The sequence below is a fragment of the Phytopseudomonas straminea genome (assembly GCF_900112645.1).
In the GTDB taxonomy this organism is placed as follows: Bacteria; Pseudomonadota; Gammaproteobacteria; order Pseudomonadales; family Pseudomonadaceae; genus Aquipseudomonas; species Aquipseudomonas straminea.
In genome coordinates this window covers 333,878-346,700 of sequence record NZ_FOMO01000002.1, presented here as the reverse complement: position 1 = coordinate 346,700, position 12,823 = coordinate 333,878, and the positions used below count along the sequence as shown (strand labels likewise).

Sequence of the window (12,823 nt, the reverse complement as noted above, 5' to 3'; positions counted from 1 at the left end):
AGAAATTATGACGGGATGGATCGTTCTGGCCCTGCTGGTCTTAGCCCTTAGTCCGCTGGTCTGGCTGGTGCCGTCGCGGCGTCAGCGGGGCCAGATGGACGTACGCCTGCAGGCCCGTCGCCTCGGTTTGGCGATGCAGCTGGCCCGCGAGGAGTGGCCGTACTGGCTGGGCAAGACACCGCCCAATCCGTGCCCGCAGTACCACCATCCGCGGCCCCGCGGGCGCCAGGACAGCTGGTGCTATTGGCAACGCGAGCCGGGTCAGTGGCTGAACAAGTGGCAGGAGCCCTGCGCCGATGCGGCGCTGGCCGAGCAGCTCGCCAGCTTGCCGGCCGATGTTTACAAGGCCGAAGCCACACCGCAGATGATCGCGCTGTGCTGGGGTGAACGTGGCCAGCCCGATTCCCTGACGGCAATCGCCGCATTTCTCAAATCCAACGCCTGAGTCGTACGTCTGCTCGCCGCGCAAAATCACGACTGGCTGCCTGACTGCGCGTAGAGCGCGTCGACATCCGCCAGGCTGCGAATGATGCTGTCCGAGTACTTGTTGACCAGAAATGGCACGCTCTTTTCGTTGTAATTGCGCAGCGAACCTTCGATGTAACGCCACTTGATCGCCACGCCGTCGAGCGCGGTATTGATCGCCGCGCTGTTGGCCTGCTGGTTGCGCAGTGCGTTCAGGCGTGCGGAGAAGTCGCTCACCAGGTCTTCGATAGGCCGCTCGCTGCTGTCACCCGAGAAGCTTGCGCCCACCGAGGCGCTGCGCGCCGCGTAGTTCACCGCGATGCTCTGCATCAGCACGCTGAGCTCGCGGGTGGCGGCCATCTGTGCGCTGATGGCGCTGCCGTCCATACGTTGCAGCGCCTCGTAAAGCGCCTGGGCGGTTTCCAGTACCTGGCGGTTGCGCGTCGCCATGTCCGCCACCGGCTGCAAATCTGTGTAACCCTGTTTCTGCATGACGCTCATCAGGCTCTTCAGCTCGGCGTCGTAAAGCTGCCACTGTTCCTGCAGCTGCGTCTGCAGGCGTGCGGCGCCCACGTCCTGCAGGCTGGACAGTTTGCTGAGCTGTTCGCGGGCCTGTTGGCGCGACGCCTCGATCATCTTCGCATAACGCTGGTCGCCTTCCATGCTGTTGTACATGTAGAAGTCGGCCAGGCTTTTCTGAGTGGCGAGGTGGAAGTCCTGCAGGTGCTGGAAGTCGTCGGCGGTGCTGGCGAAGAGGTTGGAAGCGTGCAGCGCCAGAGCGCCGAGCAGGAGGGTATGCAGAGAGAAGGCACGCAATTGGGCTGGCATGCGGATACCTCGGTGTCATCGTGTCGTTCTTGTTGTTTTTGGCTTCGGTGGCAGCCGAATGGGCGCGACTCTACCCGCGGTCGAGGGTTTTGGCTAGCGCTTGCACAGAGGCGATCCATGCCTCTCGAATGATGGATTATCGACGCGACTGATCGGCTTTTCGTCTGCCCTCAAACTGACTGTATGGTCTGCGTAGTGCCAGCTGTATGCGGCTACATAACGCCAATTGACAATCGCAGGCTTTTGCCTGAAGGTGTGCTCACCCAAATCAAACGGGCGTATGAATTGAGTGTTTGCCTCTTCGCAAATGCCCAATCCAGTCCGACTATCGCATCGGCGGGTAGCCCTTTTTCGTCTACGTTGTTCGTAGCGTGAATTGGCCGGTTGGCTCCGGTGTGTACTGTTCAGATTCCCTTAGCGTGGAGATCAGTTGATGATTTACGAAGGTAAAGCCATCACGGTTAAGGCTCTTGAAAGCGGCATCGTCGAACTCAAGTTCGACCTCAAGGGTGAGTCCGTCAACAAGTTCAATCGTCTGACCCTGAGCGAGCTGCGCCAGAGCGTCGATGCGATCAAGGCCGATGCCTCGATCAAGGGCGTTATCGTCAGCAGCGGCAAGGACGTGTTCATCGTCGGCGCCGACATCACCGAGTTCGTCGACAACTTCAAGCTGCCCGAAGAGCAGCTGGTTTCCAGCGGCCTGGAAGCCAACAAGATCTTCAGCGATTTCGAAGACCTGAACGTGCCCACCGTAGTCGCCATCAATGGCATCGCCCTGGGTGGCGGTCTGGAAATGTGCCTGGCTGCCGACTACCGGGTCATGGCCGAAGGTGCCAAGATCGGCCTGCCGGAAGTCAAACTGGGCATCTACCCAGGCTTTGGCGGCACCGTACGTCTGCCGCGCCTGATCGGTACCGACAACGCGGTCGAGTGGATCGCCTCCGGCAAGGAAAACCGTGCCGAAGAAGCCCTCAAGGTCGGCGCGGTCGACGCCGTGGTCGCCGCCGACAAGCTGCAGGCCGCTGCCCTGGACCTGATCAAGCGCGCCATCTCTGGCGAGCTCGACCACAAGGCCAAGCGTCAGCCCAAGCTCGAGAAACTCAAGCTCAACGCCATTGAGCAGATGATGGCCTTCGAAACCGCCAAGGGCTTCGTGGCCGGCCAGGCTGGCCCGAACTACCCGGCGCCGGTCGAAGCAATCAAGACCATCCAGAAGGCCGCCAACTTCGGCCGTGACAAGGCGCTTGAAGTCGAAGCCGCCGGTTTCGCCAAGCTGGCCAAGACTTCTGTCGCCAAGAGCCTGATCGGCCTGTTTCTCAACGATCAGGAGCTCAAGAAAAAGGCCAAGGCTCACGACGCCATCGCCAAGGACGTGAAGCTGGCTGCCGTATTGGGCGCCGGCATCATGGGTGGCGGCATCGCCTACCAGTCGGCTTCCAAGGGCACGCCGATCTTGATGAAGGATATCCGCGAGGAAGGCATCAAGATGGGCTTGGGCGAGGCTTCCAAGCTGCTAGCCAAGCGCGTCGAGAAAGGCCGCATGACCACCGCGCAGATGGCCGAATCGCTGAGCGCCATTCGCCCGACCATGTCCTACGGCGACTTCGGTCACGTCGATATCGTCGTCGAAGCCGTGGTCGAGAACCCCAAGGTCAAGCAGGCCGTGCTGGCCGAGGTCGAAGGCGCGGTCAAGGAGGGCACCATCCTGGCGTCCAACACCTCGACCATCTCCATCAGTCTGTTGGCCAAGGCCCTCAAGCACCCGGAAAACTTCGTCGGCATGCACTTCTTCAACCCGGTGCACATGATGCCGCTGGTCGAAGTGATCCGCGGCGAGAAGTCCAGTGACGAGGCGGTGGCCACCACCGTGGCTTACGCCAAGAAGATGGGCAAGAACCCGATCGTGGTCAACGACTGCCCGGGCTTTCTGGTCAACCGCATCCTGTTCCCGTACTTCGGCGGTTTCGCCACGCTGCTGAGCTTCGGCGTCGACTTCGCGCGTATCGACAAGGTCATGGAGAAGTTCGGCTGGCCCATGGGCCCGGCGTACCTGTCCGACGTGGTCGGCATCGACACCGGCCACCACGGCCGTGACGTGATGGCCGAAGGCTTCCCGGATCGCATGGCCGTCGACGGCCGTACCGCGGTCGACGTGATGTACGACGCCAACCGCCTGGGCCAGAAGAACGGCAAGGGCTTTTACGCTTACGAGACCGACAAGCGCGGCAAGCCGAAGAAGGTCAGCGATCCGGAGGCCTACGAGCTGCTCAAATCGATCGTCAAGGAGCAGCGTGAGCTGAGCGACGAGGACATCGTCAACATCATGATGATCCCGCTGTGCCTGGAAACCGTGCGCTGCCTGGAAGACGGCATCGTCGAGACCGCCGCCGAGGCCGACATGGGCCTGGTTTACGGCATCGGCTTCCCGCCCTTCCGCGGTGGTGCGCTGCGTTACATCGACAGCGTCGGGGTTGCCGAATTCGTGGCCCTGGCCGACAAGTACGCCGATCTGGGCGCGCTGTACAAGCCGACCGAGAAACTGCGTGAAATGGCCAAAAACGGCCAGGCCTTCTTCGGTTAATCGCGCAACGATTGGAGCGAGAGTGAATTTATGAGCCTGAATCCAAGAGATGCAGTCATCGTCGACTTCGGCCGGACCCCGATGGGTCGTTCCAAGGGCGGCATGCACCGTAATACCCGTGCTGAAACCATGTCGGCGCAACTGATCAGCAAACTGCTGGAACGCAACAGCAAGGTTGACCCCAAGGAAGTCGAAGACGTGATCTGGGGCTGCGTCAACCAGACCCTCGAGCAGGGCTGGAACATCGCACGCATGGCCTCGTTGATGACCCAGATTCCGCACACCAGTGCCGGGCAGACCGTCAGCCGTCTGTGCGGCTCGTCGATGAGCGCGCTGCACACCGCCGTACAAGCGATCCAGACCGATAACGGCGATGTATTCGTGGTCGGCGGCGTCGAGCACATGGGCCACGTCGGCATGATGCATGGCGTCGACCCGAACCCACACCTGTCGCTGTACGCCGCCAAGGCGTCCGGCATGATGGGCCTGACCGCCGAGATGCTGGGCAAGATGCACAACATCAGCCGCGAGGCCCAGGACAAGTTTGGCGTGCGCTCCCACCAGTTGGCCCACAAGGCCACGGTGGAAGGCAAGTTCAAGGACGAGATCATCCCGATGCAGGGCTATGACGAGAACGGCTTCCTTAAGGTCTTCGACTACGACGAAACCATTCGCCCGGAAACTACCCTGGAAAGCCTGGCCAACCTCAAGCCGGCGTTCAATCCCAAGGGCGGCACCGTCACTGCGGGTACTTCCTCGCAGATCACCGATGGCGCTTCCTGCATGATCGTCATGAGCGCCCAGCGTGCTCAGGATCTGGGTATTCAGCCGATGGCCGTGGTGCGTGCCATGGCCGTGGCCGGTGTCGATCCGGCGATCATGGGCTACGGCCCGGTGCCGTCTACCCAAAAAGCGCTCAAGCGCGCCGGCCTGACCATCGACGACATCGATTTCGTCGAGCTCAACGAAGCCTTCGCCGCCCAGGCCCTGCCTGTGCTCAAGGACCTCAAACTGCTCGACAAGATGGAAGAGAAGGTCAACCTGCACGGCGGCGCCATCGCGCTGGGGCACCCGTTCGGTTGTTCCGGGGCGCGTATCTCCGGTACCCTGCTGAACGTGATGAAGCAGAACAACGGCACCTTTGGCGTGGCGACCATGTGCGTTGGCCTGGGCCAGGGCATTACCACGGTGTTCGAGCGCATCTGACGATTCGCCAGGGCTGCTGCGCTATATAAGGTAGCGCGGCAGTTCTTCGAGTCCGCTGTACAGGTTGCACAACCGGGGCTTCTGCCCCGGTTTTTGTTTTTTGGTGCTCCGCCAATCGTGGAGGCCAAGCAGGGCGAACCGTCGGGCAATTGTCGAGGTCGTTCCTTTGTATCGGACGAAAAACTTTCCAGGAAATTGAATGATGTCGCTGCAACCCGGTCTCTACCGTCATTACAAAGGTCCCGAGTACCGCGTGCTGGGTGTGGCCAGGCATTCGGAGACGGAAGAGGAAGTCGTGGTCTACCAGGCGCTGTATGGAGAATACGGCTTGTGGGTACGACCGCTGTCGATGTTCACCAGCCAGGTGGAACTGGACGGCGAGCAGGTTCCGCGCTTTGCTTTGGTCGAGGCCGAAGCGAGCCTTTTCAGTCGCCCCTGAGGGCACTGCGAAAAGCGCTCGCCCTTGACCTTGCCTTGACCGCCACTATATATAGCGGGGCCAAAGCTGAGCGCAGGGCCATCGGAGATGTGCAAAAGCACCACTCCGGGCTGCGGCAGCACCACGCTTTTTGCGTTCGCTCCCTCGAGCGGGCGCCTTCATCGTCGACGTGATAAACGTCGGCTCGATACGCCCAACAGTGTTTTCAGGCGTCTGTCGCCTTCACTTACCGAATTTCAGGAATTTTCCAATCCATGGGTAAATCGCTGGTCATCGTGGAATCCCCGGCCAAGGCCAAGACCATCAACAAGTACCTGGGCAGCCAGTACGTGGTGAAGTCGAGCATCGGCCATATCCGCGACCTGCCCACCAGCGGCGGGGCGGCTACCAAGGAACCTGCCAAGCGCGGCAAGGCAGCAGCAGGCGAAGCGCCGGCGCTGTCGCCGAAGGAAAAGGCCAAACGCCAGCTGTTCGCGCGCATGGGCGTCGACCCGGAGCACGGCTGGAAAGCCAAATACGAAATCCTGCCTGGCAAGGAGAAGGTGGTCGAGGAACTGCGCCGCTTGGCCAAGGAAGCCGACACCATCTATCTCGCGACCGACTTGGATAGAGAGGGGGAGGCCATCGCCTGGCACCTGCGCGAATCCATCGGTGGCGATGACAGCCGCTACAAACGCGTGGTGTTCAACGAGATCACCAAGAAGGCCATCCAGGAGGCGTTCTCCGCCCCGGGTGAGCTGGACATCAACCGTGTCAACGCTCAGCAGGCGCGCCGCTTCCTGGATCGCGTGGTGGGCTACATGGTTTCTCCGCTACTGTGGGCGAAGATCGCCCGTGGCCTGTCGGCCGGTCGTGTGCAGTCGGTAGCCGTGAAGCTGGTGGTCGAGCGCGAGAAGGAAATCCGCGCCTTCGTGCCTGAAGAATACTGGGAAGTGCACGCCGACCTGGGTACCGCCAAGGATGCCCAGGTGCGCTTCGAAGTGGTTCGTGAGAACGGCGCCGCCTTCAAACCGCTGAACGAAGCCCAGGCCATGGCCGCGCTGGCGACCCTCAAGGCGTCGAGCTACAGCGTCGCCAAGCGCGAGGACAAACCGACCAGCAGCAAGCCGACTGCGCCGTTCATCACTTCCACCCTGCAGCAGGCCGCCAGCACGCGCCTGGGCTTCGGGGTGAAGAAGACCATGATGATGGCCCAGCGTCTCTACGAGGCCGGCTACATCACCTATATGCGTACCGACTCCACCAACCTGTCGGCCGACGCCATCGAGATGGTGCGCGGCTTCATCGACAAGGAGTACGGCAAGAAATACCTGCCGGAGAAGCCCAACTTCTACTCCAGCAAGGAAGGCGCCCAGGAGGCGCACGAAGCGATTCGTCCTTCTGACGTCAACCTGCGTCCGACCCAGCTGTCGGGCATGGAACGTGATGCCGAGCGTCTGTACGAGCTGATCTGGCGCCAGTTCGTGGCCTGCCAGATGCCTCCGGCCGAGTACCTGTCGACCACCGTGACCGTCAACGCCGCACAGTTCGAGCTGCGTGCCAAGGGCCGCATCCTCAAGTTCGACGGTTACACCCGTGCCCAGCCGCAGCTGAGCAAGCCGGGCGACGACGCCGTACTGCCGGAAATGAAGGAAAGCGAGTCGCTCAAGCTGATCAAGCTCGATCCTAGCCAGCACTTCACCAAGCCGCCGGCGCGCTATTCGGAAGCCAGCCTGGTCAAGGAAATGGAAAAGCGCGGCATCGGCCGCCCGTCGACCTACGCGGCGATCATTTCCACCATCCAGGACCGCGGCTACGTGGCGCTGCACAATCGCCGCTTCTATTCCGAGAAGATGGGCGACATCGTCACCGAACGCCTCAGCGAGAGCTTTTCCGACCTGATGGACTACGGCTTCACCGCCGGCATGGAAGAGAACCTCGATGACGTCGCCCAGGGCGAGCGCGAGTGGAAGCACCTGCTCGACGAGTTCTACGGCGACTTCAAGAAAAAGCTCGAAGTGGCGGCCGACGGCGACAATGGCATGCGTGCCAACACGCCGACCCTGACCGACATTCCGTGCCGCGAATGTGGCCGGCCGATGATGATTCGTACCGCGTCCACCGGCGTGTTCCTCGGCTGCTCGGGCTACGCCCTGCCGCCGAAAGAGCGCTGCAAGGCGACCATCAACCTGGTGCCGGGCGACGAGATCGCTGCCGATGACGAAGGCGAATCCGAATCGCGCGTGCTGCTGGGTAAGCATCGCTGCCCGATCTGCGCCACGGCGATGGACGCCTACCTGCTGGATGAAACCCGCAAGCTGCATATCTGCGGCAATAACCCGGATTGCGCGGGTTACGAAATCGAGCAGGGCCAGTTCCGCATCAAGGGTTACGAAGGCCCGAGTCTGGAGTGCGACAAGTGCGGCAGCCAGATGCAGCTCAAGACCGGTCGCTTCGGCAAGTTCTTCGGCTGCACCAACAGTGAGTGCAAGAACACCCGCAAACTGCTGCGCAACGGCGAGCCTGCGCCACCCAAGATGGACGCGGTGAAGATGCCGGAGCTCAAGTGCGAGAAGGTCGACGATACCTACGTGCTGCGCGACGGCGCCTCGGGGCTGTTCCTGGCTGCCAGCCAGTTCCCTAAGAACCGCGAAACCCGTGCGCCGCTGGTGCTCGAGCTGTTGCCGCATAAGGACGAAATCGATCCGAAGTACCACTTCCTGATCGATGCGCCGGCCAAGGATCCGGAAGGCCGCGCAGCGGTCATCCGCTACAGCCGCAAGACCAAGGAGCAGTACGTGCAGACCGAAGTCGATGGCAAGCCCACCGGCTGGAAGGCGTTCTTCGACGGCGGCAAGTGGAAGGTCGAAGACAAGCGTTGATCCGTACCGGGTGCCCCCTCGCGGCGTGCGCCCGGCGCCATCTGGAGAATGCAAATGGCTGGCGAGCTGTATACCCGCACCAATCAGAAGATCTTCTATGCCGGGCTGTCTCTGGAATCCTGGCGCAAGGCTGAGGAAGGCCGGGCGATGAATGCTCAGGCATTGGTGCAGGCCGAGCGCGAAGCCACGCTGTTTCATCTGTACGGCGCGCTGCTCGGGCTGTGCCATGAGATCGCCGGTTTTTATCGCTTGCCCAACAGCAGCGCCGCGCGTGCCGAGGTGCTGCTGGACCGGCAGAACCTCGATGGCGCGCCGAGCCCCGAGCTGGCTGAGCTGGTCGAGCTGGCGGCAAATCGTGACGCTTGGCTGGGGCAGTTGCTGGCCGCACACGCCGAGCTGTTCAAGCCGCCGCGCCCGCCACGTGAGCTGAAAGGCGAGCCCGGCGCTTCGGCGTTGATCCAGGCGGTGAGCGTCGATGAGCAGGCGCCACAGCTGGCGCGTGAAACCCTGGAAAACTGGCGGCAGGAACTCAAAGCCCTTGCCCAGCGTTTTCGTGAAGGCCTGAGCGAGTGGTGAGCACCGCCTGTCGCTGATTGAAAGTCCGTTGGCATCTGGCAGGTTTTTCGCCAAGCCATCGGGCGGACTGGCTGTTACACTGTACGGCCTTTTGCGGCACGCCTCCTTGAGGTACTGCCCTTCGTGGAGAATCCGAGTCATGCCTACATCCTTCCTTGAGATCGTCGAACTGCCCGATGGGCGTATTGCCCTGCGTCGAGCCGACGATGAGGAAGCGCTGGTGGTGCTGGATTTCTCGGAAGATGCCAAGGCCTTCCTGCAGGGTCAGCACGTGGAGGTCGCCAAGGCGATGCTCAACGTCGGTGTGCAGATGGCAGGTCGAATGGCCGAAGGCGATTTCGAGCACGAAGAAGACGAACAGCCGCGGGTACTTCATTGACAGGCATTGGCCTGAGCGAGCCCAGATAAACAAAAGGCCAGCAGATGTGCTGGCCTTTTGTTTATCTAGTCGATCGTTACGCCGCCAGATTTCAACCCAGGCTGATATTCAGGCTCTGCGCTTTGCCGGTACGTGCCGCTGTTTCCAGTTGCTGGCGGGCGTGCGAGGGCAGGGGATGCAGCCAGCTCACCACGGTGTGGCTGCGGCCAAGCTTCAACGCTTCCTCGGCCAGCTGCAGCGCACTCTGGTTGCGGCGCGGCTGCAGCAGCAGGATACGTTCGCGGTTCAGGCCGGCCTCGCGTAGCCAGTTCTGGGTCAGGCTGGCGGGCGGGGCGATCAAAGTCAGCCAGCGTTCGTCATCCTTTTCGCTCAGTTCCCGCAGCATGGGCGCCAGTAGCGTCAGACAATGGCCGGCTGCACCACGCAGCGACACTTCGCTGAAGGTGGTTTCCTGGCTTGCCGGTTCTTCTACGGCTGCGAGGGTCGAGGCCAGAAAGGCATCGAACAGGGGCAGCTGGTTACGGCTCAACGACTGGGGGAACTGCATGACGCCTCCAATTAGCGGCGGATGATGCCGACACTTAAACCTTCAATGACCAGATCCTGCTCTTCCAGATTCACCTTGATCGGGGCGAACTCCGGGTTTTCCGCCAGCAGCCACACGGTGTTGCCTTCACGCTTGAAGCGCTTGACCGTCACTTCATCGTCGATACGTGCTACCACCACCTGGCCGTTACGCGCCTCGCTGGTGGTGTGCACTGCCAGCAGGTCGCCATCGATGATGCCGATATCCTTCATGCTCATGCCGCGCACGCGCAGAAGGTAATCGGCTTTGGGGCGGAAGAAGTCCGGGTTGATCCGGCAGGCTTCCTCTATATGCTGCTGCGCGAGGATTGGCGCGCCGGCGGCGACGCGGCCAATGACCGGCAGGCCGTCTTCCTCCTCCTGCTGATTGGGCTCGAAGCCCGGAATGCGAATGCCGCGCGAGGCGCCTGGAGTCATTTCAATGGCGCCCTTGCGTGCCAGGGCCTTGAGGTGTTCCTCGGCGGCGTTGGGCGATTTGAAGCCCAAGGCTTGCGCGATTTCCGCGCGGGTCGGGGGATAGCCATTGTCTTCCAGGCACTGCTTGATGAAGGCGAGAATTTCACCTTGGCGGGGCGTCAGCTTGATCATGTGAGGCGCTCTGGCTTTTTATACAGTGACTGGGATTATATACAGTAAGGCGTGCTTGGCAATCGCTTGATGCGTACCACCTGGATTTATCGGCAAGCAGCGGATGATCGGTTGTCGGCATAGCGCAACCGGGAGCCGGGTTGCGTGCGACGCTATCGCCAAATGATGACTGAGCATCCAGAATACGCCTTGCGCGGCTTGACAGTAGCATGCGCTGAAACGTATGTTTCAAACACTTGTTTGTCTGGTGGATGTTATGGCGCAATCGGAAACCGTTGAACGCATTCTCGACGCTGCGGAGCAGTTGTTCGCGGAGAAGGGCTTTGCCGAAACGTCGCTGCGCCTGATTACCAGCAAGGCCCTGGTCAACCTGGCCGCCGTCAATTATCACTTCGGCTCCAAGAAGGCCCTGATCCAGGCGGTGTTCTCGCGTTTTCTCGGGCCATTCTGCACCAGCCTGGAGCGTGAGCTGGACAAGCGCCAGAGCAAGCCGGGCGTCACCTTCAGCCTTGAAGAGCTGCTCGAGCTTCTGGTCGAGCAGGCCCTGGCGGTCAAGCCGCGCAGTGGCAACGATCTGTCGATCTTCATGCGTTTACTGGGCCTGGCATTCAGCCAGAGCCAGGGGCACCTGCGTAAGTACCTCGAAGAGGTCTACGGCAAGGTATTCCGCCGCTACATGTTCCTGGTCCATGAGGCCGCTCCTGGTATTCCGCCGCTGGAGCTGTTCTGGCGCGTGCACTTCATGCTCGGGGCGGCGGCGTTCAGCATGTCCGGCATCAAGGCGTTGCGCGCCATGGCCGAAAGCGACTTTGGCGTGGACACCTCCATCGAGCAGGTGATGCGCCTGATGGTGCCGTTCCTGGCCGCCGGCATGCGCTCGGAGAGTGGCGTGACCGATCCGCGCCTCGCCTCTGCGCAGCTCATTCCTCGCCACAAAAGCCCGCCCATCATCAAGCCTTGAGTCGGGGGCATCGCTTGCCCACGGCTCCTGGCTGCCCCTAAGCTAGCGTCCTTCGAGATAACCGCCCACGGCCCGGAACTCTGGGTTGCACCAATGTCCCATGGGCGTGAAGCTTCTATTCAAGGAATACGCGTTGTGACGACTCCCCTGTATGGCTCCCTGATGGTGGACATCGCCGGTACCTGGCTGACCGCCGAAGACCGCCAGTTGCTGCGCCAGCCCGAGGTGGGCGGCCTGATCATCTTTGCCCGCAATATCGAGAACCCGCGCCAGGTCCGTGAGCTGTGCGAGTCCATTCGCGCGGTGCGTCCCGATCTGCTGCTGGCGGTGGACCAGGAAGGCGGTCGCGTTCAGCGCTTGCGACAGGGCTTTGTGAAGCTGCCGGCCATGCGGGCGATTGCCGGTTGCGCCGACGCCGAGCAACTGGCCCGCCAGTGCGGCTGGTTGATGGCCACCGAAGTGTTGGCGGTGGGGCTCGATCTGAGCTTTGCCCCGGTACTGGATCTGGACCACGCGCGCAGCGCGGTGGTTGGCCATCGCGCCTTCGAGGGCGATGCCGAGCGTGCCACGCAACTAGCCGGTGCCTTTATCCGCGGCATGGCAGAGGCGGGCATGGCCGCTACAGGCAAGCATTTCCCTGGCCATGGCTGGGCCGAGGCCGACTCCCACGTGGCGATTCCTACCGATGAGCGCAGCCTGGAGGAAATGCGCCAGAACGATCTGCGCCCGTTCGCCGCGCTGAGTCGCGATCTGGCTGCTGTGATGCCGGCCCACGTCATCTATCCGCAGGTCGATGATCAGCCGGCCGGCTTTTCGCGTCGCTGGCTGCAGGACATCCTGCGCGGTGAGCTGGGTTTCGACGGGGTGATCTTCAGCGACGACCTTTCGATGGCCGGCGCTCACGTGGTCGGCGATGCGGCCAGTCGTATCGAGGCGGCGCTGACTGCCGGCTGCGACATGGGCCTGGTATGCAACGACCGGGCGGCCGCGGAACTGGCCCTGTCGGCCGCGCAGCGACTCAAGGTGGTGGCGCCCAAGGGCCTGGCGCGCATGCGTCGGCGGGCCTTTCCAGGTGTCGACTATCGCCAGGATCCGCGTTGGGCGCAGGCGCTTTCGGCGCTGCGGGCTGCGCAGTTGGTGGAGTGAGGCGAACTTCCGCCTAGTGGCGGGAGCAGCCATTTGCAGCGGTGGGCTGAAGCCCACCCTGCAGATCGTGCCAGCCTCGTATGGTGGGCTTCAGCCCACAAATATGAGCAGTAAGTTTCAAATAGCAGCACGACCGTCCGCTTCTGCTTCACAGCAGTCGCTTAAGCGATGTCTTAAATCGCCCATGCAACAAACAATCAGGGCCGCT

At 61.9% G+C, this 12,823-nt stretch carries 12 protein-coding genes; 9 read left to right on the top strand and 3 right to left on the bottom strand.

The window, feature by feature from the left end; translation table 11 throughout:
* Positions 1-7: 7 nt before the first annotated feature.
* Positions 8-445 (top strand): hypothetical protein, encoded by a 438-nt coding sequence (locus BM279_RS05765; RefSeq protein WP_093501814.1) that lies wholly within the window; start codon positions 8-10, stop codon positions 443-445.
* A 26-nt stretch (positions 446-471) separates the two neighbouring features.
* Here the strand turns inward: BM279_RS05765 and BM279_RS05760 are convergent, their stop codons facing one another.
* Positions 472-1,293, bottom strand: coding sequence for a hypothetical protein (locus BM279_RS05760; RefSeq protein ID WP_093501812.1), 822 nt, complete (start codon positions 1,291-1,293; stop codon positions 472-474).
* Between the two features lie 433 nt (positions 1,294-1,726).
* Here BM279_RS05760 and fadB point away from each other — a divergent pair, with 433 nt between their 5' ends.
* From fadB to BM279_RS05730, 6 genes are all read left to right on the top strand, one after another.
* Positions 1,727-3,874 (top strand): fatty acid oxidation complex subunit alpha FadB, encoded by a 2,148-nt coding sequence (fadB, locus tag BM279_RS05755; RefSeq protein ID WP_093501810.1) that lies wholly within the window; start codon positions 1,727-1,729, stop codon positions 3,872-3,874.
* Positions 3,875-3,904: 30 nt separating this feature from the next.
* Positions 3,905-5,080: an acetyl-CoA C-acyltransferase FadA gene (gene fadA, locus BM279_RS05750; protein WP_093501808.1), complete on the top strand. Its 1,176-nt coding sequence runs from the start codon at positions 3,905-3,907 to the stop codon at positions 5,078-5,080.
* A 202-nt stretch (positions 5,081-5,282) separates the two neighbouring features.
* A complete protein-coding gene (locus BM279_RS05745) occupies positions 5,283-5,519 on the top strand; it encodes a DUF1653 domain-containing protein (protein WP_093502516.1) in 237 nt (78 codons plus the stop codon).
* 254 nt (positions 5,520-5,773) lie between these two features.
* Positions 5,774-8,380 (top strand): type I DNA topoisomerase, encoded by a 2,607-nt coding sequence (gene topA, locus BM279_RS05740; RefSeq protein WP_093501806.1) that lies wholly within the window; start codon positions 5,774-5,776, stop codon positions 8,378-8,380.
* Positions 8,381-8,434: 54 nt separating this feature from the next.
* The gene (locus BM279_RS05735; RefSeq protein WP_093501804.1) at positions 8,435-8,956 is read left to right on the top strand and encodes a DUF6586 family protein; all 522 of its coding nucleotides are present in this window, start codon (positions 8,435-8,437) and stop codon (positions 8,954-8,956) included.
* Between the two features lie 139 nt (positions 8,957-9,095).
* Positions 9,096-9,335, top strand: a complete 240-nt coding sequence (locus BM279_RS05730; RefSeq protein ID WP_027910358.1) for a hypothetical protein — start codon at positions 9,096-9,098, stop codon at positions 9,333-9,335.
* Between the two features lie 91 nt (positions 9,336-9,426).
* On the opposite strand, the gene sulA is transcribed toward BM279_RS05730, so the two are convergent.
* Complete coding sequence (gene sulA, locus BM279_RS05725) at positions 9,427-9,882, bottom strand: SOS-induced cell division inhibitor SulA (protein ID WP_093501802.1); 456 nt, start codon at positions 9,880-9,882, stop codon at positions 9,427-9,429.
* Positions 9,883-9,893: 11 nt separating this feature from the next.
* On the bottom strand, positions 9,894-10,508 hold the full coding sequence (gene lexA / locus BM279_RS05720; RefSeq protein ID WP_093501800.1) for a transcriptional repressor LexA: 615 nt from the start codon (positions 10,506-10,508) through the stop codon (positions 9,894-9,896).
* Positions 10,509-10,764: 256 nt separating this feature from the next.
* On the opposite strand from lexA, the gene BM279_RS05715 reads away from it, so the two are divergent.
* Together BM279_RS05715 and nagZ are read left to right on the top strand one after the other, a co-directional pair.
* Positions 10,765-11,469 (top strand): TetR/AcrR family transcriptional regulator, encoded by a 705-nt coding sequence (locus BM279_RS05715; RefSeq protein ID WP_093501798.1) that lies wholly within the window; start codon positions 10,765-10,767, stop codon positions 11,467-11,469.
* A gap of 135 nt (positions 11,470-11,604) precedes the next feature.
* Positions 11,605-12,615 carry a beta-N-acetylhexosaminidase gene (gene nagZ, locus BM279_RS05710; protein WP_093501796.1) on the top strand — a complete coding sequence of 337 codons (1,011 nt, stop codon included), beginning with the start codon at positions 11,605-11,607 and terminating at the stop codon, positions 12,613-12,615.
* Positions 12,616-12,823 lie beyond the last annotated feature (208 nt).